The organism is Paracoccus acridae, assembly GCF_014642735.1.
Lineage (GTDB): Bacteria > Pseudomonadota > Alphaproteobacteria > Rhodobacterales > Rhodobacteraceae > Paracoccus > Paracoccus acridae.
The window spans coordinates 375,948-398,459 of record NZ_BMIV01000001.1 but is presented as its reverse complement, the minus strand read 5'-3'; the positions used below and the strand labels follow the sequence as shown (position 1 = coordinate 398,459).

24 protein-coding genes are annotated in these 22,512 nt (G+C 68.6%); 14 read left to right on the top strand and 10 right to left on the bottom strand.

Annotated elements, in window-relative coordinates; genetic code table 11:
* Window positions 1–4: 4 nt before the first annotated feature.
* Entirely contained in the window at window positions 5–919 is a 915-nt protein-coding gene (locus IEX25_RS02050) for a hypothetical protein (RefSeq protein ID WP_188713819.1), read from the top strand.
* On the opposite strand, the gene IEX25_RS02045 is transcribed toward IEX25_RS02050, so the two are convergent.
* Window positions 920–1,402, bottom strand: a complete 483-nt coding sequence (locus tag IEX25_RS02045; RefSeq protein ID WP_188713818.1) for a GNAT family N-acetyltransferase — start codon at window positions 1,400–1,402, stop codon at window positions 920–922.
* Window positions 1,403–1,470: 68 nt separating this feature from the next.
* Between IEX25_RS02045 and IEX25_RS02040 the strand changes: the two genes are divergently transcribed.
* Together IEX25_RS02040 and IEX25_RS02035 are read left to right on the top strand one after the other, a co-directional pair.
* Window positions 1,471–2,238 (top strand): AzlC family ABC transporter permease, encoded by a 768-nt coding sequence (locus IEX25_RS02040; RefSeq protein ID WP_103171713.1) that lies wholly within the window; start codon window positions 1,471–1,473, stop codon window positions 2,236–2,238.
* Window positions 2,235–2,567: an AzlD domain-containing protein gene (locus IEX25_RS02035; RefSeq protein WP_188713817.1), complete on the top strand. Its 333-nt coding sequence runs from the start codon at window positions 2,235–2,237 to the stop codon at window positions 2,565–2,567. Before IEX25_RS02040 ends, IEX25_RS02035 begins: the two co-directional genes overlap by 4 nt.
* Here IEX25_RS02035 and IEX25_RS02030 read toward each other — a convergent pair.
* From IEX25_RS02030 to IEX25_RS02015, 4 genes are read right to left on the bottom strand one after another with little or no spacing between them, the layout of a single operon-like run.
* A complete protein-coding gene (locus tag IEX25_RS02030) occupies window positions 2,555–3,178 on the bottom strand; it encodes a hypothetical protein (protein WP_188713816.1) in 624 nt (207 codons plus the stop codon). The two genes, IEX25_RS02035 and IEX25_RS02030, sit on opposite strands and share 13 nt — an antisense overlap.
* A 19-nt stretch (window positions 3,179–3,197) precedes the next feature.
* Window positions 3,198–3,356 carry an aa3-type cytochrome c oxidase subunit IV gene (locus IEX25_RS02025; protein ID WP_103171716.1) on the bottom strand — a complete coding sequence of 53 codons (159 nt, stop codon included), beginning with the start codon at window positions 3,354–3,356 and terminating at the stop codon, window positions 3,198–3,200.
* A 54-nt stretch (window positions 3,357–3,410) separates the two neighbouring features.
* Complete coding sequence (locus tag IEX25_RS02020) at window positions 3,411–4,430, bottom strand: MBL fold metallo-hydrolase (protein WP_229664993.1); 1,020 nt, start codon at window positions 4,428–4,430, stop codon at window positions 3,411–3,413.
* Entirely contained in the window at window positions 4,427–6,124 is a 1,698-nt protein-coding gene (locus tag IEX25_RS02015; protein WP_188713815.1) for an acyl-CoA dehydrogenase family protein, read from the bottom strand. Before IEX25_RS02015 ends, IEX25_RS02020 begins: the two co-directional genes overlap by 4 nt.
* A gap of 112 nt (window positions 6,125–6,236) precedes the next feature.
* On the opposite strand from IEX25_RS02015, the gene IEX25_RS02010 reads away from it, so the two are divergent.
* Window positions 6,237–7,184, top strand: coding sequence for an L-threonylcarbamoyladenylate synthase (locus tag IEX25_RS02010; RefSeq protein ID WP_188713814.1), 948 nt, complete (start codon window positions 6,237–6,239; stop codon window positions 7,182–7,184).
* A 69-nt stretch (window positions 7,185–7,253) separates the two neighbouring features.
* On the opposite strand, the gene IEX25_RS02005 is transcribed toward IEX25_RS02010, so the two are convergent.
* Window positions 7,254–8,681, bottom strand: coding sequence for a Glu/Leu/Phe/Val family dehydrogenase (locus tag IEX25_RS02005; protein WP_103171719.1), 1,428 nt, complete (start codon window positions 8,679–8,681; stop codon window positions 7,254–7,256).
* Between the two features lie 228 nt (window positions 8,682–8,909).
* Here IEX25_RS02005 and IEX25_RS02000 point away from each other — a divergent pair, with 228 nt between their 5' ends.
* The 4 genes from IEX25_RS02000 (at window position 8,910) to IEX25_RS01985 (ending at window position 10,720) form a co-directional block, all read left to right on the top strand.
* Window positions 8,910–9,560, top strand: a complete 651-nt coding sequence (locus IEX25_RS02000; protein ID WP_188713813.1) for a TetR/AcrR family transcriptional regulator — start codon at window positions 8,910–8,912, stop codon at window positions 9,558–9,560.
* A gap of 103 nt (window positions 9,561–9,663) precedes the next feature.
* The gene (locus IEX25_RS01995; protein WP_103171721.1) at window positions 9,664–10,032 is read left to right on the top strand and encodes a hypothetical protein; all 369 of its coding nucleotides are present in this window, start codon (window positions 9,664–9,666) and stop codon (window positions 10,030–10,032) included.
* 4 nt (window positions 10,033–10,036) lie between these two features.
* Entirely contained in the window at window positions 10,037–10,324 is a 288-nt protein-coding gene (locus IEX25_RS01990) for an I78 family peptidase inhibitor (protein WP_188713812.1), read from the top strand.
* A 60-nt stretch (window positions 10,325–10,384) separates the two neighbouring features.
* Entirely contained in the window at window positions 10,385–10,720 is a 336-nt protein-coding gene (locus tag IEX25_RS01985; protein ID WP_370463819.1) for a DUF2794 domain-containing protein, read from the top strand.
* A 12-nt stretch (window positions 10,721–10,732) separates the two neighbouring features.
* Here IEX25_RS01985 and hrpB read toward each other — a convergent pair whose 3' ends face one another.
* On the bottom strand, window positions 10,733–13,192 hold the full coding sequence (hrpB, locus tag IEX25_RS01980; protein WP_188713811.1) for an ATP-dependent helicase HrpB: 2,460 nt from the start codon (window positions 13,190–13,192) through the stop codon (window positions 10,733–10,735).
* Between the two features lie 113 nt (window positions 13,193–13,305).
* On the opposite strand from hrpB, the gene IEX25_RS01975 reads away from it, so the two are divergent.
* The 4 genes from IEX25_RS01975 to nagA are packed head-to-tail and all read left to right on the top strand — an operon-like array spanning window position 13,306 to window position 17,710.
* Complete coding sequence (locus tag IEX25_RS01975) at window positions 13,306–14,673, top strand: YcjX family GTP-binding protein (protein WP_188713810.1); 1,368 nt, start codon at window positions 13,306–13,308, stop codon at window positions 14,671–14,673.
* Window positions 14,670–15,728, top strand: a complete 1,059-nt coding sequence (locus IEX25_RS01970) for a YcjF family protein (protein WP_188713809.1) — start codon at window positions 14,670–14,672, stop codon at window positions 15,726–15,728. The genes IEX25_RS01975 and IEX25_RS01970 overlap by 4 nt, the downstream gene beginning before the upstream one ends.
* A gap of 24 nt (window positions 15,729–15,752) precedes the next feature.
* The gene (locus IEX25_RS01965) at window positions 15,753–16,589 is read left to right on the top strand and encodes a glucosamine kinase nucleotide-binding domain-containing protein (protein ID WP_188713808.1); all 837 of its coding nucleotides are present in this window, start codon (window positions 15,753–15,755) and stop codon (window positions 16,587–16,589) included.
* A complete protein-coding gene (gene nagA, locus IEX25_RS01960; RefSeq protein WP_188713807.1) occupies window positions 16,586–17,710 on the top strand; it encodes an N-acetylglucosamine-6-phosphate deacetylase in 1,125 nt (374 codons plus the stop codon). Before IEX25_RS01965 ends, nagA begins: the two co-directional genes overlap by 4 nt.
* Here the strand turns inward: nagA and ilvD are convergent.
* The 3 genes from ilvD to IEX25_RS01945 all read right to left on the bottom strand — a co-directional run bounded on the left by ilvD (window position 17,697) and on the right by IEX25_RS01945 (window position 20,489).
* Window positions 17,697–19,535 carry a dihydroxy-acid dehydratase gene (gene ilvD / locus IEX25_RS01955; protein ID WP_188713806.1) on the bottom strand — a complete coding sequence of 613 codons (1,839 nt, stop codon included), beginning with the start codon at window positions 19,533–19,535 and terminating at the stop codon, window positions 17,697–17,699. The two genes, nagA and ilvD, sit on opposite strands and share 14 nt — an antisense overlap.
* Window positions 19,536–19,627: 92 nt before the next feature.
* On the bottom strand, window positions 19,628–19,942 hold the full coding sequence (locus IEX25_RS01950; RefSeq protein WP_103171729.1) for a DMT family transporter: 315 nt from the start codon (window positions 19,940–19,942) through the stop codon (window positions 19,628–19,630).
* Window positions 19,943–20,033: 91 nt separating this feature from the next.
* On the bottom strand, window positions 20,034–20,489 hold the full coding sequence (locus IEX25_RS01945; protein ID WP_188713805.1) for a pyridoxamine 5'-phosphate oxidase family protein: 456 nt from the start codon (window positions 20,487–20,489) through the stop codon (window positions 20,034–20,036).
* 156 nt (window positions 20,490–20,645) lie between these two features.
* Between IEX25_RS01945 and IEX25_RS01940 the strand changes: the two genes are divergently transcribed.
* Window positions 20,646–21,434, top strand: coding sequence for an inositol monophosphatase family protein (locus tag IEX25_RS01940; RefSeq protein WP_188713804.1), 789 nt, complete (start codon window positions 20,646–20,648; stop codon window positions 21,432–21,434).
* 52 nt (window positions 21,435–21,486) lie between these two features.
* A complete protein-coding gene (locus tag IEX25_RS01935; protein ID WP_268236118.1) occupies window positions 21,487–22,485 on the top strand; it encodes a DMT family transporter in 999 nt (332 codons plus the stop codon).
* Window positions 22,486–22,512 lie beyond the last annotated feature (27 nt).

Genomic DNA, 22,512 nt, shown 5'->3' with positions numbered 1-22,512 from the left:
GCCGATGTCGCTGGTTGCACGCATCGCCACCCTGACCCAGCGGGACGCTCTGACCGCCATCGGCATCGCGCTGAGCGCCGCCTGGCTGTTCCTGGTCGCGCTGTTCTGGCTGTTGGCCCCCGAAAGCGAGGTATCCGAGGGCGGCATCGCTCGTCTGGCCACCGTCATGGGCACGATCCTGCCCCTGGTGCTGATCTGGCTGGCGGTGGGCATGGCCCGCGCCCTGGCCGTCCTGCGGGCCGAGGCAGAGGATCTGCGCCAGCGCCTGACGCTGCTGCGCGACATGGCCGCGACCCGGGGCGCCCCGCCGCCGCGCCCCGCCCCCGAGGCGGTGATCGCCGAGGATGCGGAGCCCCTGCCCCGCGCGCCCGTTGTTTCGCGTCCTGCGCCCCGGCCCGTCGCCGAACAGCGCCCGCAGGGCCAGCGGCCGGACAACCCGCCTCCGGTTCATGTCGATGCGGAAACCCTGATCCGGGCGCTGAATTTTCCCGATGGCGCCGACGATACCCCCGCCATCACGGCGCTGCGGCTGGCACTGCAGGATCCCGAACACACCCGTGTGCTGCGGGCCGCGCAGGATGTGGTCACGCTGCTGGCGGGTCAGGATCTGTATATGGACGACCTGCCGCCCGATCCCGCCCCCGCCGCCGTCTGGCGGCGCTTCGCCCAGGGCGAACGCGGCAGCGCCATTGCCCCCTTGGGCGGCATCCATGATCCCGTCGCGCTGGACATCGCGTCGAACCTGCTGGACCGGGACGAGATCTTCCGCGACACCGCCCATCACTTCCTGCGTCATTTCGACGCCATGCTGACGCGCCACCTGCCGCAGATGGACGATGCGCAAATCGCCGTGCTGGCGGAAACCCGGTCGGCCCGCGCCTTCATGCTGCTGGGCCGCATCGCAGGCACGTTCGGCTGATCAGACGGGCCGGTGCAGGATCGCCACCGGCCCCGACCAGGGCCAACCGAAGAAGCCCCGCCCGATTTCGACGAAGCCGGTCGCCGCGTAAAAGGCCATGGCGGCGGTGTTCCGCATCTCGACCTCGGCCCGCAGGCCAGGACGGTCCGCATGGCGGGCAACCTGGGCAGCCCGGTCCAGAAGCGCGCGCCCGATGCCCTGCCGGCGGTCATCGACCACGATCCCGTCGATCACCAGATCGGCCGTAGGCGGCGCGGCGCGATACAGAGCCCGCGCCAACCAGGGCGGATCGGCCAGAATCCCGCCCCGATGATCGCGAATCCCCGCGACCCCGCCCAGGCGCCCGCTCGCCCCGATCGCCGCGATGCCATGGCAGGCGCGCAGCCTGGGCTGCCCTGCCCCCAGCGGGGGCGCGAAGGCCGCGGACCAAAGGCGGGCCGCATCGGCAAGATGCCGGTCGGGAATGGGACTTGCGATCTGCACCCGGCCTTGCCTTATCCTTGCGCGTCGTGCAACGAAGGTGCCGCGTTCCGGTCCCATGCGAAAGCCCAATGTCAGCCACCCATGATCCCCGCCCCGATGGTCGGCGCCCCCTTGCTGATGACGGCGCCACGCGCACCGTGCGGGAAAGCTTTTGGCGGGGCGCGGTCCAGTCGCTGCCCTTCCTGATCGTGATGATCCCGTTTTCGGCCCTGTTCGGCGTCGTCGCGACCGAGGCGGGGCTGGACGTGGCACAGGTGCTTGGCTTTTCGGTGCTGGTCCTGGCCGGCGCGTCGCAGTTCACGGCCGTGCAGCTTTTGTCCGACAATGCTTCCGTCGTCATCGTGATCCTGTCCTGCCTGGCGGTGAACCTGCGCATGGCGATGTATTCGGCATCGCTCGTGCCCTGGCTGCGCGGGGCGACGGGCGGGCAAAGGGCCTGGCTGGCCTATGCCCTGGTCGATCAAAGCTATGCCCTGTCGATCCAGGAATACGAAAGCCATCCCCGCCTGGGAATGCCGCAGCGGCTGGCCTTCTTCCTGGGCGTGGCGGTCGTGGTCTGCATTCCCTGGATGATCGGATCCTGGCTGGGCGCGACCCTAGGGCGTGCGATCCCGGACGACATCGCCCTGGATTTCGCCATGCCGATCACCTTTCTGGCGATGATCGCGCCGATGCTGCGCACGCCTGCGCATCTGGCGGCCTGCTTTGTCGCCGTGGCGGGGTCGCTGCTGCTGGCGGGGCTGCCGTCCGGCCTTGGCCTGCTGATCGCCGCGCCCGTGGGCATGGCCGTCGGAGCGATCGTGGAAACCAGGACAGCGCGAAAGGCGCAGGCATGAACAGCGGCATATCCGACCTGACCGTCTGGCTGGTGATCGTCGTGCTGGGCATCGGCACCTTCCTGATCCGCTGGTCCTTCCTGGGGGCGCTTGGCGACCGGGACATGCCGGCCTGGGTGCTGCGGATGCTGCGCTATACCCCGGTGGCGGTTCTGCCCGCCCTGGTCGCGCCGCTGGTGGTCTGGCCCGCCGCGACGGGGGGCCAGCTTGATCCGGCGCGCATGGCCGCCGCCGCGGTGACCGTGGCGGTCGGCCTGTGGACGAAGAACATGATCGGCGCCATCGTGGCAGGCGCCCTCACGCTGTTCGCCATGCTCTACATGTTGTAGCCGACGATCCGGCCGTCCTTCTGGCGCAGCAGCACGTCGTGGTTGTTGGCCGGATCGCCGTCCATGTGGCGCTTGGACTGGACGTTCGGCAGGGTCAGGAACCAGTTGCGCAGCTTGATCGGGCTATAGCCCGTCGGCGCGTTCTCGAAGCCCGGCACGCGACGCAGGGCCTTGCCGCTGTTCACCGCGCAATAGCTTTTGGGCGAGGCGCCCTGCATCTCCACCGAACGGATCGCGGCATCGGCCACCTCTCGGCTGACGAAGACGGTGTCCTCGGCCACCCAGTATGTGCTGCGGGCGTGATAGTCGATGTAGAAGTTCTTGAAGTTGTCGGTGATCCCGTACAGCACGTCGTTGCGTTCCGGGATGCGCGGATGTTCCCAGCTTCCCGCCGGGTCATAGATCACCCGCTGGCTGCCGTTGATCATCAGCCCGGAATGGCCCCCTTCGCCGCGCGGGATGCCGATGACCGTCAGCAGCGTGATCGAGGGCGGCTCGTCGGACACGAAGCGTGCGGCCCGCAGTTCCTCGTCAGTGGCCCAGATGCTTTGGGCGCCGCAGGCGGCAAGGGCGGCGGGCAAGGCCGCAGCCAGGAAAACGCGTCTTTTCATGGGAAATCCGATCCGGCGATCAGGCGTTGACCAGGGCCATGAAGATCAGCACCAGGATCGACAGGATCGCGGTCCAGGTGGCGAACTTGATGAAGCCCGCAAAGGTCCGCTGCTGTTCGGTGATGTCCATGGTGCCGACCTTGTGTTCGGTGACGTCGTGGTGGTGATGCTGGGCCATGCGCCGTTCCTTCTGTTCCCGTTGACAAGGCGATAGCCGAAACCGCCCGCCCTGTCACGCCCCCCACAGCAGGGCGCCGTCACTCTCGCCCGCCTGTGTGACGATGCCTTGTTTGCGCAGGTGATTCACATGGGCCACCGCCTCGACCAGGGCCAGGCCGAATTCGCCCGCGCCGATCCGGCGCTTGAACAGGATGTCGAAGCAGCCGACCGCCGTGCGCGGGCCGTCGCGCAGCGCCGCCGTCATGCGGTCAAGCGCGCCGTGGTGATTGTCGATCAACTGCCGCAGGCGCGTCGGCAGGCCCAGGAAGGGCAGCTTGTGGCCGGGAAGCACCAGATGCCGCGCCTCGGCCAGGTCCATCATGCGCTGGCAGCTTTCCAGCCATTCGCCGACCGGATCGGCCTCGGGCTCGGTCGGATAGACCCCCAGGTTGGGCGAGATCGAGGGCAGAAGCTGGTCGCCCCCGATCACCAGGTCGTCGTCCAGCGACCAGAAGGTCGCGTGGCAGGGGGCATGGCCATGGCCCATCACGACCCGCCAGCGCCGGCCCCCGAAACTGACCTGCTGGCCGTCGGACAGGCGGGTGAAGCCCAGGGGCAAGGGATGCACCACATCGGCAAAGTTGAACGGCCGTTCCGCCGCACGCTGCGACAGCATGTCGGCGGGCATCCCGGCCTGGCGCCAGAAGGCCAGCGATTCGGCCGTGGCGCGGTCCTGCCGGTCCAGAACCAGCATCCGTGCCGTCAGCCAGGCGGTGCGGCTGATCAGGAATTCCGCGCCCTGCCCGATGAACCAGCCCGCAAGCCCGATATGGTCGGGATGGTGATGGGTGCCGATCACCCGCCTGACGGGCCGTCCTTCCAGGGGTCCGGCCAGCAACGCCTTCCAGTCCTGGCGGAGGGAGGGGGTGTCGAAGCCGGTATCCACCAGGGTCCAGCCGTCCCCGTCGTCCAGGGCATAGACATTGACGTGATCCAGCGCCATCGGCAGGGCAAGGCGCATCCACAGCACGCCCGGCGCGACCGTCACGGCCTGACCCGCCTGAGGCGGGTGTTCGAACGGATAAACGATCACGCCGCGATTTCGCCCGCCAGCGCCGCGTTGCTGATGCCCGCCAGATCGTCCAGCCCCGCCAGGGCCTCGGCCAGATCGGAGGCATGGCGCGGCAGCACGCGGGCCATGAAGACGCGGGCCAGCGCCAAATGCGATTCGCCCCCGGCCTGGGCCGCGCGCAGGTGATAAAGACCGCCCAGAACGCGCGCGAATGCCGACAGATAGGGAACGGCGCCCGCAAAACGCTGCGGAAGGTCACGCTCCAGCAGGGTCTGGGTCGCCTCGCGCAGGGTTTCGGCCGCCTGCCACAACTGGTTGGCCATCTGCGGATGATCGGCCTGCGCGGCCTTTGCGCCGTCCGCGACCTCGTCCAGCAGGCGCAGGGCGGCGTCGCCCCCGTCCGACAGCTTGCGGCCCACCAGGTCCATGGCCTGGATGCCGTTCGTGCCTTCATAGATCGGGGTGATCCGCACGTCGCGCAGATACTGGGCCGCGCCGGTTTCCTCGACATAGCCCATGCCGCCATGGACCTGCACGCCGATGTCGGACACGCGGCAGCCCACATCGGTGCCATAGGCCTTGGCAATGGGCGTCAGGAAGGCCGCGCGGGCGGCGTGGACCGCATCGCCCGTGGCGCGTTCCAGGTCGATGGCGGTGGCGCAGGCAAGGCCGATGGCGCGGGCGGCGAACACCTCGGCCCGCGCGGTGGCCAGCATCCGGCGCACGTCGGGATGCCCGATGATCGGTCCCATCTGGTTGCGGTCGATGGCATAGGCCACGGCCTGCTGCAGCGCGGCCTCGGCCACGCCGACGCCCTGCATCCCCACGCCCAGGCGCGCCACGTTCATCATCGTGAACATCGCGGCCATGCCCTTGTGTTCGCCGCCCACCATCCAGCCGGTCGCGCCCTCGAAGCTCATCACGCAGGTGGGGCTGCCGTGGATGCCCAGCTTTTCCTCAAGGCTCACGACCTTGAGGCTGTTGGCAACCCCCGGACGGCCCTGGTCGTCGGGGATCAGCTTCGGCACCATGAACAGGCTGATGCCCTTGGTCCCCTTGGGCGCACCCGGCAGGCGGGCCAGGACCAGATGGCAGACGTTTTCGGTGACGTCGCTGTCGCCCCAGGTGATATAGATCTTCTGGCCCGTCACGCGATAGGTGCCGTCGCCATTCGGTTCCGCCTTGGTCACCAGCGCGCCGACGTCGCTGCCCGCGCCCGGTTCGGTCAGGTTCATCGTGCCGGACCATTCGCCGGAAATCAGCTTGGGAAGATACAGGGCTTTCAGGTCGTCACTGGCATGATGCTCAAGCGCCTCGATCTGGCCCTGGGTCAGCAGCGGGTTCAACTGCAGCGCCAGGCAGGCGCCCGACATCATTTCCGCCACGGCCATGTTCAGCGCCTGCGGCAGGCCCATGCCGCCATGCTCGGGATCGGCCGAAAGCCCGATCCAGCCACCCTCGGCAATGGCGCGGAAGCCCTCGGCATAGCCGGGCGAGGATCGGACGCGGCCGTTCTCCAGCACCGCCGGGGTTTCGTCGCCCATGCGGTTCAGGGGCGCCAGCACGTTGGTGGCAAGCTTGCCGGCCTCGGCCAGGATGGCGGATGCGGTTTCAGCCGTGGCTTCGGCAAATCGGTCGGTGCGGGACAAATCGGAAAACGGCACGACATGGTTCAGGATGAAGTCGATCTGCGCGACCGGTGCCTTGTAGCTCATCTGGATCCCTCTCCCCTGGCGCCTTGGCATTCGGTCCCGGCGCGACTATCAGACTGTCACAAGCCATCTTATGGGGCTTGGAACAAGGCTCAACCGAAACCCGGCGTCACGAATGCAGACCGAACGACTGTTGCCAGACCAGATGGGCATGGCCCGCGCGGCGATCCTGCTGGCGGGGGGCCAGGTCGTGGCGATCCCGACCGAGACGGTCTATGGCCTGGCGGGCGACGCGCGCAATGGCGAGGCGGTGGCGCGGATCTACCAGGCCAAGGGCCGGCCCAGCTTCAATCCGCTGATCGTGCATGTGCCGGATGTGGACGCGGCGCGGACCATCGCCGGGATGACGCCCGAGGCCGAAGCCCTGGCCGCAGCCTTCTGGCCCGGCGCGCTGACCCTTGTGCTGCCCTTGCGCTCTGACGCCGGCATCGCCTCGCTGGTCACGGCGGGTCTCGATACCGTCGCGATCCGCGTCCCCGCCCATCCCGTCGCGCAGGCGCTGTTGCGGTTGACGGGTCCGCTGGCCGCGCCCTCAGCCAATGCCTCGGGCCGGATCAGCCCGACAAGCGCCGCGCATGTGCTGGATCCCGACGGCGGCCTGGACGGCCGCATCGGCGCCGTCCTGGATGCCGGTCCCTGCCCAGTAGGCCTCGAATCCACCATCATCGGCTGGCCCCAAGGCCGCGCCACGCTGCTACGCCCCGGCGGCATCCCGGCCGAGGCGATAGCCAAGGTCTTGGCCCAGCCCCTTGCGGCACATCAGGCCGACCCCGCCACGCCCAATGCGCCAGGACAACTGACCAGCCATTACGCGCCGAATGCCACGCTGCGCCTTGATGCGTCGGACCCTCGCCCGGACGAAACCCATGTCGCCTTTGGCCGGCCCGGCCCCTTCACCCTGTCCGAAACGGGCAACCTGACCCAGGCCGCCGCGCGTCTGTTCGACACCCTGCGCCGCGCCGACCGCGAAGGCCGTCCTATCGCCGTAGCCCCGATCCCGGATCACGGCCTCGGCGCGGCGATCAACGACCGCCTGCGCCGCGCCGCCGCCCCACGGGACTGACGGCTCCATCTTCTGTGCCCAAATATCCCGGGGGAGTCCGAAGGACGGGGGCAGCGCCCCCAGCCCCCTTTACAGCCCCAGAGACCCATAGACATTCGCGATCCGCCGGATCGCCACGACATAGCCCGCGGTACGCATGTCATCCACCTTGGGGTTCGACATCCACACCTCCTTCATCTTCTTGAAGGCCTCGCGCATGGTGTCGTCCAGGCCTGACCGGACCAGATCCAGCTCGTCCGCACCGTGCAGGAAGGAATCCTTGAACCCGGTCGCCAGCTTGAAGTTCGTACCCGTGTCGGCCGAGATCCGCTCCAGTTCCTCGACCAGCATCCGGGCGCGGGCCTCCTCGTGGCGGCGTTCCAGGCGGCCAAGGCTGATCTGGGACAGGTTCTTGACCCATTCGAAGTATGAAACGGTCACGCCGCCCGCGTTGGCATACATGTCGGGGATGATGACAATTCCCCTGCGTTTCAGGATCTCGTCGGCGTCTGCGGTGACGGGGCCGTTCGCGGCCTCGATGATCAGCTTGCAGTTGATCCTGTCGGCGTTGCCGGCATGGATCACGCTTTCCACCGCCGCCGGGATCAGGATGTCGCACTCATCCTCCAGCGCGGCCAGGCCGTTCTCGCGATAATCGCCGCCGACGAAGCCCTTGATGCCGCCGGTCGCGCGGATATGGCCGCGCAGGGCGTCGATGTTGATCCCCTGCGGGTTGCGGATCGCGCCGTCGCGTTCGATCACGCAGGTGACCAGGGCCTTGTCCTCGGCCGACAGGAACTGCGCCGCGTGATAGCCCACGTTGCCCAGGCCCTGCACGATCACCCGCTTGCCCGCAAGCCCACCCTCCAGGCCGGCCCTTTTCATCACGTCGTCATGGCGGAAGAACTCGCGTAGCGCGTATTGCACGCCCCGGCCCGTGGCCTCGACCCGGCCGTCGATGCCGCCCGCATGGCGCGGCTTGCCGGTGACGCAGGCCTTGGCGTTGATGTCGTCGGGATGCAGCCGCTTGTAGGCGTCGGCCATCCAGGCCATCTCGCGTTCCCCGGTGCCCATGTCGGGCGCGGGCACGTTCTGGCTGGGCGAGATCAGGTTCCTGCGCGACAGCTCATAGGTGAAGCGGCGGGTGATGCGCTCCAGCTCGTCCTCGTTCCAGGCGCGCGGGTCGATGCACAGCCCGCCCTTCGATCCGCCGAAGGGCACCTCGACCAGGGCGCATTTATAGGTCATCAGCGCGGCCAGGGCCTCGACCTCGTCCTGGTTCACGTCCAGCGAATAGCGGATGCCGCCCTTCACGGGCTCCATGTGTTCCGAATGGACGGAACGATACCCGGTGAAGGTATGGATCTGTCCGCGCAGGCGCACGCCGAAGCGCACGGTATAGGTCGAGTTGCAGACCCGGATCTTTTCCTCCAGCCCCGGCTGAAGCTCCATCAGGCTTGCGGCATGGGTGAACATCCGCTCGACCGAGTCGCGGAAAGAGGTATGGGGGATCGTCATCGGCTGCTCCTGACAGTTAGGCCGGTTGGTGACGTCCGAAACGCTATGCCAGCCCGGTCACGGGTGCCAAGGCCGATTTGAACAAAAACAAGGCAAATCCGAAAAACCTGTGCTCCGATGACGTCACCCGGCCGCAGAACTGCCGGACCCCCTTGCAACCAGAAGGCATGTTCAGGGATTGAACCTGTCGGCACTGATGATAGGCAGTGCTGATTTGGGAATTGAAAGATGTCGAAGTCTCAGGCCGTTAGCCAAGGTCGCAAGTTCAGTCAGGTCATACGGGGGGCGACCGCGATCTTTCTGCGCGACGGCTATGCCGGGGCCAGCGTCGATGACATCGCCCGGGCCGCGAATGTCTCGAAGGCGACGCTCTACAGCTACTTTCCAGACAAGTCGCGCATGTTCCAGGAAGCCATGCGGGCCGAGGCCGACCGCCTCGACGGCGGCTTCACCCTGGACATTCCCGATGACCTGCACCCCCGGCAGGCCATACCGCTGATGACCGCCCGAATCGCGGAATGGCTGGCCGACCCGGACCGGGTGCGTCTTTATCGCATCCATGTGGCCGAGGCGCGGCGCTTCGCCGCCCTGTCGGCCAACTTCCACGACCGGGTCCTGCACATCGTGCATGACGCCATCCGTCCGTATCTGGTGCGCTGGGTCCAGTCCGGCCAGCTTTGCATCGAGGATACCAGGATCGCTGCCGAACAGCTGATTGCCCTGGCAAGCGCAGGGCTGATGGATGCGTTGCTGCGCGACCGGCAGAACTTTCCTTCGAACAGCGATATCCAGGCCATATCGCAATCCGCAGCCCACCTGTTCCTGAAGGCGGCCCTGCCCGCCCCGGCCGAACTTCTTCTGAGCGCCGGCAGCCGGTGATGCAATCGTGACGGCCGGGGCGCCTTCTCAAGCCCCGGCGGTGCCTGTATCATCGCGCCACAACCCCGCGACAGACGGGCACCCCGAGGGAACACAGACCATCATGAAGACCACGACCTTTCTGCTGCCGCTGATTGCCGCCGCCACGCTGGTGTCGGCCTGCATGCCTCCGGCGCCTGCGCCTGCACCCATGCCGATGCCGGCACCCGCCCCCGTGGCCTATGTCCCGCCTGCGCCCGAACCGGTCCTGGGCGTGACGGGCCTGACGGAACGCAAGCCCGACCTGTGCGGGGCCAACAAGAACTATGCCTCGACCGTGGGCCAGCCGGGCAGCGTGATCCCGACCCTGGGCATCACCAAGGACTATCGGGTCGTCGAATACCGCGGGATCGAGCCGCAGGAATACGACCCCAACCGGATCGTCTTCCGCCTGGATGCAGCGGGAACCATCACCAACGTCGATTGCGGATGACATCATGAATACCAAAGCCCTGCTTCTTGGACTGTCCGCCGCGGCCCTTCTGGCCGCCTGCGAACCGCTGCCCGTCCAGCCCCTGCCCGATGCGGCGCCGCCCGATGACTGCCGGGCCTCGGCCTATCAGGGGCTGGTGGGCCAGCCGGTGTCGGTCCTGGCGGCGATGACCTTCCCCATCGGCACCCGCCAGATCGGCCCCAACGATGCCGTGACCTCGGACTTCCGGCCCGAGCGTCTGAACATCGAATACGGCAGCACCGGCAGGATCGAGAAGGTCAGCTGCTATTGATCGCCGGATAGGGTCCTTTTCGGCATTGCCAGTCGCATGGCGGGCTGTCACCATCCTGTCATGATGGATGCAGGCCCGCCGTATCATCCCGCCCCTGATCGCGTCGTCTTCGACCGGGCGGAACTGTCGCTGATCCTGTCGGTTTATGGCCGCTTTGTCGCTGCGGGGGAATGGCGCGACTATGCCATGTCCTTCCTGCGCGACGCCGCCGTCTTCAGCGTTTTCCGCCGCGCGACCGAACATCCCTTGTATCGGATCGAAAAGCGCCCCCGCTTGCGCAACGCCCAGGGCGCCTATTCCGTGATCGCCATGGACGGGCGCATCCTGAAGCGCGGCCATGATCTGGCGCAGGTGCTGCGGGTGCTGGACAAGGCGCTGATTCGCGCCGTCGATTAGATCCTGGGGCGACTAGGTCCCGCGCGGCTTGGCCCGCGTCGTGGGATCGGCCTCGCGCGGGTCCTCGGGCCAGGGGTGGCGGGGATAGCGGCCGCGCATGTCCTTCCTGACATCGGCATAGGATGACGCCCAGAACCCCGGCAGGTCGGTCGTCACCTGCACGGGCTTGCCGCCGGGCGACAGCAGGCTGATCCGCAGGGGCCGCCCACCTACGACCGGATGCCGCGTCACGCCGAACAACTCCTGCAGGCGCAGCTCGATGGAAGGCTGCTCGTGGTCATAGTCGATGGGCACCTTGCGGCCCAGGGGCGTGACGAAATGCGCCGGAACCTCGCGGTCCAGCCGCTGCTGGCCGTCCCAGCCGATGCGCGCCTTCAACGGTTCCACCAGATCCAGCGCGCGCAGGTCGGCCAGCGTCCGGGCGCGCCCCAGCCAAGGCAGCAGCCAGCCCGCATCGGCCAGCAGGCTTGTATCGTCCACTGGCCCCAGATCGGGCAGCAGCGCAATCCGCGCCCGCAGCCGGGCCGCAGCCGGCGTCCAGGGCAGTCCGTCCAGCCGCAATCCTTCCAGCGCCGCCCGCGCCACGGCCTCGGGCGGCGCATCCGCCCAGGCGCGATCCGACAGGACCAGCGCCCCCAGCCGTTCCTGCACCCGCGCCATGAGGCGCCCTTCGCGGCGCGACCATTCACAGATCTCGGCCACCTCGATCCGATCGCCATGAAGCGCGCGCAAGTCGCCTTCATCCAGCCGCGCGGCCATGCGGACGCGTGCCTCGCGCTGATCCCCGTCCAGATCGACCGCGACGATCAGCCGCTGCCCGGCCATGGGATCGCCTGCATCCATAACGGCGCCCTTGCCGCCCGACAGCACAAATCGCGGATCATCCCCCTTGCGCCGCAGCCCGATCCGGTCGGGATAGGCCAGCGATACCGCGCCTCCCAGTTCTTCTTCGCGCAAATATCCTCGGGGGGTGCGGGGGGCAGACGACCCCCCGCCATCGCGGGACGCAACCAGCCGCCGCAACCGCGCGGCCTCGTCCCGGATTTGCTGGATCACCGCCCGGTTCGCCTCATAGGGATGCCGCGCCGCAAAGCCCCTGGGATCGCGCAGCGCCGCCAGCCGCAGCGCCAGATCCACCGGCGCGCCGCGCAGGGGATCGCGGCCCGACAGCAGCGCCGCCACATGCGCCGCCTCGGGTCTCGCGCGCAGCAGCATATGCGCCAGCCGGGGATGCAGCGGCAGGCGCGCCAGGGCACGGCCGTGATCGGTGATGCGGCCCCCCGCGTCCAGCGCCTCGAGCCCCCGCAGCAGGGCGCGAGCCTCGGCCAGGGCGCCCTCGGGCGGGGGCGTCAGGAAGGCCAGGTCGCCCGGCTCGGACCCCCAGGCCGCCAGTTCCAGCGCAAGCCCCGCCAGATCGGCGACAGCGATCTCGGGCGGGGCAAAGGCGGGCAGCGCGCCTTCCTCGGCCCGCGCCCACAGGCGATAGCAGATGCCCGGCGCCACGCGGCCCGCGCGGCCCCGGCGCTGATCGGCCTCGGCCCGGCTGACGCGTTCCGTTACCAGCCGCGACATGCCCGACCCCGGATCGAACCGCGCCCGCCGCGCCCGGCCCGCATCGACCACCACCCGCACAGCCGGGATGGTCAGCGAAGTCTCGGCTATCGCGGTGGCCAGCACGATCCGGCGCCGCCCGCCCGGCGGGGCAAGTGCCGCGCGCTGTTCCGCAGGCTTCAGGGCGCCATAAAGCGGCAGCACCTCGCACCCATCGCCAAGCTGCGCCATGACGCGGCGGATCTCACCCTCGCCCGGCAGAAAGGCCAGGATCGTGCCGCCGGTGTCGCGCGTCTCGGCCTCGGCCTGGGCGATCAGCCGCGCGGCCTCGTCCACCAGCCGCGCGCCTGCAGGCAGCGGGCGGGGCAGCCAGCGGGTCTCGACCGGAAAGGCCCGCCCCTCGGAGCGGATCACCGGCGCGTCGTCCAGAAGGGCGGCGACCGGCTCGGCCTCCAGCGTGGCGGACATCACCAGCACCGCCAGATCCTCGCGCAGCGCGCTGCGCGCCTCCCACACCAGCGCCAGGCCCAGGTCGGCGTTCAGGCTGCGTTCGTGGAATTCGTCGAAGATCACGCAGCCGATCCCTTCCAGCGAAGGATCGGACTGGATCATCCGCGTCAGGATGCCCTCGGTCACGACCTCGATCCGGCTGCCCGGCACCGATTCGCCGCGCATCCGGTAACCGACGCGCGTGCCGACGCCTTCGCCCAACTGCTCGGCCAGACGCTCGGCTGCGGCGCGCGCGGCCAGGCGGCGCGGTTCCAGCATCACGACCTTGCCCGCCACCCGGTCCAGCAACGCCAGCGGCACCCGCGTCGTCTTGCCCGCCCCCGGCGGCGCCACAAGCACCGCACGGCCATGCGCGGCCAGCGCGTCGCACAGCGGCGCAAGAACATCGTCGATGGGCAACCGATCCAGCATGGCCCGCGTTATGTCGCAACGGCGGGCCAAGCGGAACCCCGGCCCGCCGCCCTATTCAAACCCATTACCGGAGCCTATCTTCCGGCAAAGACGGCAAGAAACAGGCAGGCGGAATGGGTATCGGCAGCAGCATCATGGCAGGCATCGGTCTGGGCGATCCGGTCATCCGGCTGGGCGTCACGGGCCTGAGCCGGGCGGGAAAGACGGTCTTCATCACTTCGCTGGTCGCGAACCTGATGGACCGGGGACGGATGCACGCCCTGCGCGCCGCGGCCGATGGCAGCCTCAAGACCGCCTGGCTGCAACCCCAGCCCGACGACACCGTGCCGCGCTTCGATTTTGAACGCCACCTGGCCGCCCTGACCGGCCCGCAACCGCACTGGCCGGAAGGCACGCGCCATGTCAGCCAGTTGCGCCTGTCGCTGCGGCTGGACAGCCGGGGCCTGCTGGGCGGGCTGACCGGCCCGCGCACCCTGCACCTGGACATCGTGGATTACCCCGGCGAATGGCTGCTGGATCTGCGCCTGATGGAACGGGAATTCAGCGAATGGTCGGCCGAGGTTCTGGACCGCATGACGGGCCGCCCCGGCGCCGACGAATACCAGGCGGCGCTTGCGGGCCTTGACGGAGACCGCTTCGACGAACCCACCGCGCAGGGTCTGGCCGCGACCTATACCGCGCATCTGCACGCCGCGCGGGACGCTGGCTGGTCCGACTGCACCCCCGGCCGCTTCCTGATTCCCGGTGAAATGGAGGGATCGCCCGCGCTGACCTTCGCCCCCCTGCCCGCCACCTTTGACGGCGGGCGGCTGCACAAGGAATTCCGCCGCCGCTTCGACGCCTACAAGTCGCGCGTGGTGAAACCCTTCTTCCGCGAACACTTCGCCCGCATCGACCGGCAGGTGGTGCTGGTCGATGTGCTGGGCGCGATCCACCAGGGGCCAAGGGCGGTCGAGGATATGCGCCGCGCCATGGCCGACATCCTGACGGCCTTCCGTCCCGGCCGCGCCGGCTGGCTGGCGCAGCTTCTGGGCACACGGCGCGTCGAACGCATCCTGTTCGCCGCCACCAAGGCCGACCACCTGCATCATGTCCAGCACAACCGCCTGACCGCGATCCTGTCCGCCATGCTGCGCGAGGCCCGTGACCGCGCCGACTTCAGCGGCGCCCGGACCGAGGCCATGTCCATCGCCGCCCTGCGCGCCACGACCGAGGACAGGATCCCCCAGAATGGCGAGGATCTGCCCGCCGTGCGCGGCCGGCTGATAGACGGGCGGCAGGCGGCCTTCTATCCGGGCGAGCTTCCCGCCGATCCCGCCGCCCTGCTGCATCCGGCCCGCGACGGGGCGCAGGACTGGCTGGACGGCGATTACGCGATCATGAACTTTGCCCCGGCACCCATGACCGCCCGGCCCGGCGATGGCCCGCCCCATATCCGGCTGGACCGCGCCGCCGAATTCCTGATCGGAGACCGGCTATGAGCGACACCCCCCGCAATCGCGGTCCCGTCCTGATCGAACTGGACGCGCCGCAGGCCGAACCCCGCACCGCCCCTGCGTCCGAGGCGCGGGACGATACCCTGAACCCCGCCGATGCCCCGCCCATCGACGCGGCCGATCCCCTGCTGCCCCGCCCCCGCACGATGGAGATGGTGACCCGCCTTGTCGGGCGCCCCCCGTCGAAGCTGACCCGCTTCTTCATCAATTCGGGCGTGGCGCTGTTCACCTTTCTTCTGTCCATCGCGGCGCTGAACTTCATCAACGACCTGTTGAACCGCTATCCGGTGCTGGGATGGATCGGGGTGGCGCTGTTCGCGCTGTTCACGCTGGCGGCACTGGGCATGGCCTGGCGCGAATACCGGGCCTGGGCGCGGTTTGCCAAGATCGACGCGATCCAGCGGCGCGCGGGCATGGCCCTGGCCGACGACAGCATGGACAAGGCCCGCGCGGTCACCGACGATCTGCTGGCGCTTTATCGCGACCGGCCGGAACTGGAATGGAACCGCAAGCGGCTGGCCGACAATCGCGGCGATGCCTTCGACGCCCGCACCCTGCTGACCATGGCGGAAACGGAACTGCTGGCCAACCTGGACCAGAACGCCCGCCGGGAAATCGAGGCCGCCGCCCGCACCGTGGCCACCGCCACCGCGCTGATCCCCCTGGCCCTTGCCGATGTCGCCGCCGCCCTGGCCGCGAACCTGCGCATGATCCGCCGCATGGCCGAGATCTATGGCGGGCGCGCGGGGGCCGTGGGCGGCTGGCGGCTGGCGCGCACGGTCATCACCCATCTGGTCGCAACCGGTGCGGTGGCGGCAGGCGACGACCTGATCGAGACCGTGGCAGGCGGCGGGATCCTGTCCAAGGTCTCGCGCCGCTTCGGCGAAGGCGTGGTGAACGGCGCCCTGACCGCCCGTGTGGGCATTGCCGCGATGGAGGTCTGCCGTCCCCTGCCCTTCCTGGCCCAGCCGCGGCCCAAGGTCGGCAACCTTGTCACGCGGGGGCTTCGCGGGCTGTTCGGGTCCGACGAACGCGGCTAGAAGATCCCCAAAGGGGGACAGCGGATGACGTTCTTTCTGGGAATCGACGGCGGCGGCACGGGATGCCGCGCGGCGCTGGCGGATGCGGACGGCCGCATCATCGGCCAGGGACAGGGCGGGCCTGCCAACATCAACACCGATGTGGAAGGCGCGGCGGTCAACATCCTGGCCGCGACCGCACAGGCGCTGGAAGGCACGGGCGCCGATCCCCGCGACCTGATCGCGACGCTGGGCCTTGCGGGCGGCACGATGGCGACGGCGACGGAACGGCTGGCGGGGCTTTTGCCCTTTGCCCGGATTCAGATCGTCAACGACGGGATCACGGCGGCGCGCGGCGCCCTGGGCACACAGGACGGCATCCTGGCGGCGATCGGCACGGGATCGGTCTTCGCCGTTCAGCGGGGCGGCAATCTGCGCCAGGTCGGCGGGCGCGGCTTTCGGATGGGCGACGAAGGATCGGGCGCGGTTCTGGGCCGGTCGCTGCTGTCGCTTGCCATCCGGGCCGAGGACGGCTTCGCCGACATGACCCCCCTGCTGCAACAACTCCTTGAGGAATTCGGGGGGATCGAGGGGATCATCCGCTTTGCCAACGGGGCGGCCCCGGCGGATTTCGCCCGTCTTGCCCCGCGCATCGTCGCGGGCGACGACCCGGCCGCCCGGCAGGTCTTCGATGCGGCAGTGGCCGAGATCCGCCATATCCTGACCGTTCTTCAGGCCGAGGCGCCCGTGCCGGTCGTGTTCGTCGGCGGGCTTGGCCCCGCCTATGCGGCGCGGCTGACCGACTGGCCGCACCGCCCGGCGCTTGGAACCGGCGTGGATGGCGCATTGTTGATGGCCCGACAGATGGCGGGCGCGGCATGACGGCGTTTGCCCCCACGCGCCTTTTCGATGGCGAACGATTCCTGACCGATCATGCCCTGGTGATCGAGGGGGACCGCATCGCGGCGGTGCTTCCGGCGCCCCAGGCAGGTCCGGTCACCCGGCTGGAAGGCACGCTTGCCCCCGGTTTCCTGGACCTGCAGGTGAACGGCGGCGGCGGGCTGATGGTGAACGGGGACACAGGTCCCGACGCATTGCGCCACATCTGCGCCACGCATCAGCGGCTTGGCTGCGCGGGCGTCCTGCCGACCCTGATCACCGACAGGCCAGAGGCCACGGCTGCGGTGATCGACGCGGCGACCAGGGCGATCGGTACACCCGGTTTTCTGGGCCTGCACCTGGAAGGCCCGCATCTGGACCCCCGCCGCAAGGGCGCGCATGACCCGGCACTGATCCGGCCCATGACGACCGAGGATCTGGCCCGCCTGTGCGATGCCGCCCGCACCTTGCCGGTGCTGATGGTGACGCTGGCGCCGGAATCGGCGACCCCGGACCAGATCGCGGCCCTGTCGCAGGCGGGCGCCGTCGTCAGCCTGGGCCATACCGACTGCGACCACGATACCGCCCGCACGGCCTTCGCGGCGGGCGCGCGCTGCGCCACGCATCTGTTCAACGCCATGAGCCAGATGGGCCACCGCAGCCCCGGCCTTGTCGGCGCGGTGCTGGCGGGCGATGCCCATGCCGGGCTGATCGCGGACGGGATCCATGTCCATCCCGCCGCCATGCGCACGGCCCTTGCGGCACGGCCCGAAGGCATCTTCCTGGTGACGGATTGCATGGCCTTCGCCGGAACCGACCTGACCGAGATGCCGCTGCAGGGCCGGACCATCCTGCGCCGGAACGGCCGACTGACGCTGGCGGACGGGACGCTGGCGGGGGCGGACCTGCGCATGGATCAGGCCATCGGGGTGCTGGTGGACCAGGTCGGCATCGCGCCCCAACGCGCGCTTGCGATGGCGACGTCGGAACCGGCGCGGGCCGCCGGGTTGTCGGACGAATACGGCGCGCTGCGGGAAGGCAGGCGCGCCGATCTGGTTCTGCTGGACGATGCGTGGCGCCTGCAATCCGTGTGGATCGCAGGCAAGCCGGTCATTCCGGGATGACGCGGACCGCGCCGCGCGCGGCACTGGTGGTCAGCGCGGCATAGGCCTTCAGCGCGGTGGACACCTGCCGCTGGCGCGGCTTGGCGGGCTTCCAGCCCTCGGCCTCGCGTTTCGCGCGGCGCGCGGCCAGGGTGGCGTCGTCCACGTCCAGGTGGATCACGCGGTTCGGAATGTCGATCACGATCCGGTCGCCCTGTTCCACCAGTCCGATGGTGCCGCCTTCCGCCGCCTCGGGCGAAACGTGCCCAATGGAAAGCCCCGAAGACCCGCCCGAAAAGCGCCCGTCCGTCACCAGGGCGCAGGCCTTTCCCAGGCCCTTCGATTTCAGATAGCTGGTCGGATACAGCATCTCCTGCATCCCCGGACCGCCGCGCGGACCTTCGTAGCGGATCAGCACGACCTCTCCGGGCTTGACCTTGCCGGTCAGGATGGCGCTGACGCTGTCGTCCTGGCTTTCGAAGATATGGGCCGGGCCTTCGAACTTCAGGATGGATTCGTCCACGCCCGCCGTCTTCACGATGCAGCCGTCCTCGGCCAGGTTGCCGTAAAGCACCGCCAATCCGCCATCCTGCGAAAAGGCGTGTTCGGCCGCGCGGATCACCCCGGTCTTGCGGTCGGTATCCACCGAATCGTAACGGCGTTCCTGCGAAAAAGCGACCTGCGTCGGCACGCCACCCGGTGCGGCGCGATAGAAGTCGTGGACCGTGGCCGCGTCGGTGCGCACCACGTCCCAGCGGTCCAGCGCCTCGGCCAGCGACCCGGCATGGACGCTGCCCACGTCGGTGTGCAGCAGGCCCGCGCGGTCTAGCTCGCCCAGGATGCCCATGATGCCGCCCGCGCGGTGGACATCCTCCATATGCACGTCGTCCTTGGCGGGGGCGACCTTGCAGAGCACCGGCACGCGCCGCGACAGGCGGTCGATGTCGGACATGGTGAAGTCGATGCCGCCTTCATGCGCGGCGGCCAGCAGGTGCAGCACCGTGTTGGTGGACCCGCCCATGGCGATGTCCAGCGTCATCGCATTCTCGAACGCCTCGAAGCTGGCGATGGAGCGCGGCAGGACGGAGGCATCGTCGCCTTCGTAGTAACGCCGCGCAAGGTCCACGATCAGATGGCCCGCTTCGACGAACAGGCGCTTGCGGTCGGCATGGGTCGCCAGGGTCGATCCGTTGCCCGGCAGGGCCAGGCCAAGCGCCTCGGTCAGGCAGTTCATCGAGTTGGCGGTGAACATCCCCGAACAGGATCCGCAGGTCGGGCAGGCCGAGCGTTCGATCACCTCGACCTCGGCGTCCGTGATGCGGTCGTCGGCGGCGGCGACCATGGCATCGACCAGATCCAGCGCCTTGACCTTGCCGTCCTCCAGCACGACCTTGCCGGCCTCCATCGGGCCGCCGGACACGAAGACGACCGGGATGTTCAGCCGCAGCGCGGCCATCAGCATCCCCGGCGTGATCTTGTCGCAGTTGCTGATGCAGACCATGGCGTCGGCGCAATGGGCGTTGACCATGTATTCCACGCTGTCGGCGATGATCTCGCGCGAGGGCAGCGAATACAGCATCCCGTCATGGCCCATGGCGATGCCGTCATCGACCGCGATGGTGTTGAATTCCTTGGCGATGCCGCCCGCGGCCTCGACCTCTCGGGCGACAAGCTGGCCCAGGTCCTTCAGGTGGACATGGCCCGGCACGAACTGGGTGAAGCTGTTGACGATGGCGATGATCGGCTTGCCGAAGTCGCTGTCCTTCACCCCGGTCGCCCGCCACAGGCCGCGCGCGCCGGCCATGTTGCGGCCGTGGGTGGTGGTGCGGGAACGATAGGCGGGCATGGCTGTGACTCCTTTGGCTGGCGCGTTGGTTTAGCACCAAGCCGCGCGGAAGGAAATTGCCGAATTCGTGCGTTTTCGGATCGTTTCGGCCGTCAGGACGCCAGTTTCATCGTGATGATGCCCGCGACGATCAATCCGGCGGCCAGCAGGCGGGTCGCAGTCACAGGCTCTCCGAACAGCACGATCCCAAGAAGGAAGGCACCAACGGCGCCGATGCCCACCCAGACGGTATAGGACGTGCCCAGGGGCAGCGTCCGCATCGCGACGGCCAGCAGCCAGAAGGATGCGATCATGCTGACCAGCATGATGCCGGTGGGCAGGATGCGGGTGAAACCGGCCGATTGCTTCATCGCGGTTGCCCAGACGATTTCCAGAAGACCGGCAAGAACAAGATAGAACCAAGCCATGACGAACCTCATGCTTGCCGGGTCGTCCCGGCGCATCCACCCATGATGGGGAGGTCGTCCTCTGCCACCCTAGATACAGCCTGCGGCCGCATCATTCAAGGCGATCGACCTTGGCATTTTCGACCAGTTGGGTCTTGGCGCCGCTGACCAGAAGGTTGCTTCCGTCCCACAATTCCGCCGAATCCGGGCGCACGGTGATGACCCGCAGGTCGGGATTGTCGGGGGACTTGAAGAAGGTCTCGTCGGAAAAGCGCCAGACATCGCGCGCCTTGGCGGGATCGTGGCGGATTTCCGCGGTGCCGTCGATCACCACATAGTCATTCGCGCGTTCATCCGAAAAGGCCAGCGAAACCTTGGGATTGGCCTGGATCTGGTCCAGCTTGCAGCCCTTGGTGTCCGACAGGACATAGATCGCCCCTTCATCGCGCCTGACGCGGGCATAGACGGGGCGAACGCGCATGCCGTCGCCGTCGCGGGTGACGAACATGCAGGGGTCGAGCTTCTCGGCCATGGTCCAGATGCGGTCGGTCACGTCGGGATCGGTCATGGGCTCCTCCGGTCGGTCTGGTCACGGGGGGAACGCCCGCAACAGATCGATGTTCCGTTCCCCGGCGGCACGCCTGTGGGTCGGGGGCGCGGAACGCTTCACATTTCCCCCGCTTCCCCCTATGACGCCACCAATCCCAGTTTCCCGAGGTATCCGATGGCAAGCGCCAACCTGAACGTCATGATCAAGGCCGCCCGCAAGGCGGGGCGCAGCCTCGTTAAGGATTTCCGCGAGGTCGAGAACCTTCAGGTCAGCGTCAAGGGCGCGGGCGACTTCGTCAGCCGCGCCGACCAGGAGGCCGAGCGGATCATCAAGGAGGAACTGCGCGGCGCGCGCCCGAACTATGGCTGGCTGGGCGAGGAAACCGGCGAGGACGCGGGCGAGGATCCGACCCGCCGCTGGATCGTCGATCCGCTGGACGGCACCACCAACTTCCTGCACGGCCTGCCGCATTGGGCCGTCAGCATCGCGCTGGAACACAAGGGCGAGGTCGTCGCCGCCGTGATCTTCGACGCCGCCAAGGACGAATTGTTCGTGGCCGAAAAGGGCGGCGGGGCCTTCATGAACGACCAGCGGCTGCGGGTATCGGGGCGCCGCCGCCTGGACGAATCGTTGTTCGCCACGGGCATTCCCTTCGCGGGACAGGGTCCGCTGCCCGCCGCGCTTCAGGATCTGGCGCGGCTGATGCCGCTGACGGCTGGCGTCCGCAGGCTGGGTTCGGCGGCGCTGGATCTCGCCTATGTCGCGGCGGGGCGGTACGACGGATACTGGGAACGCGGCAACAAGCCCTGGGACGTGGCGGCGGGCATCCTGATGGTGCGCGAGGCCGGCGGCTTTGTCGAAGGCATCCGCGACGGTGACGACCCGCTTGAATCGGGCCGCATCATCGCCGCGAACACGCAGATCTTCGAGCCCCTGGCAAAGATCATCCGCACCCGCGACTGATTTGCACGTCCTGCAAGGCTGACTTGCCTTGACCCCGGGTCAGGACGGGCGCATGGCGGAACCGACCGGGGACCGCGCCATGCCAGACGACCAGAACAGACTGACTTATGCCGCAACGGCAGCCGCCGCCGCGGCACCCCCGCCGCTTGCGCCCGCAACGCTGGGGGTGAAGGACCGCACGGGCCTGGGCATCGCGCTGATGTGCGCGACCAGCCTGATCTTCGCGTTCCAGGACGCGTTCTCGCGCCTGCTGGGATCGGAATATCCGTCGGTTCTGGTGGTGATGATCCGGTACTGGGTCTTTGCGCTTTTCGTGATCGCCATGGTCTCGCGCCAGCCGGGCGGGCTGCGCCGTGCCGTCCGCACCAAGCGGCCCAAGACGCAGATCCTGCGCGGCGCGCTTCTGGTGGTCGAGACCACCCTGATGGTCGAGGCCTTCGTGCGCCTGGGCCTGGTCGGCACGCATGCGATCTTTACCGCCTATCCGCTGCTGATCGCGGCGCTGTCCGGGCCGATCCTGGGCGAAAGGGTCGGCTGGCGCCGCTGGCTGGCCATCGGCGCGGGTTTCGTCGGAATCCTGATCATTCTGAACCCCGGCGGCACGGAACTGAACCTGGGCGCGGGGATGGCCTTTCTTTGCGCGCTGCTGTTCGCGATCTATGGGCTGCTGACGCGGCATGTGTCGCGCGACGACCCGGCCCAGGTCAGCTTCTTCTGGACCGGGATCGCCGGGGCCGTCACGGTGACGGTCCTTGGCATCCGCCAGTGGGAATGGCTGGCGCCCGTGGACTGGATCTGGATGGCGATCCTCTGCGTGCTTGGGATCGCGTCCCACTGGCTGCTGATCCGTGCCTATGAACTGGCCGAGGCCTCTGCCCTGCAACCCTTCGCCTATACGCAGCTTGTCTGGGTCAGCTTCATCGGCGTCCTGGTCTTTGGCGAGGTGCTGCACATGAACGTGGTAATCGGCGCCGCGATCGTGGTCGCGGCGGGGCTGTTCACGCTGTGGCGGGCACGGGTCACGGCCAACCGGCTTCGTTCCGGCGAATAGCCGCCGAATCCGAAATCCCCGATGCTG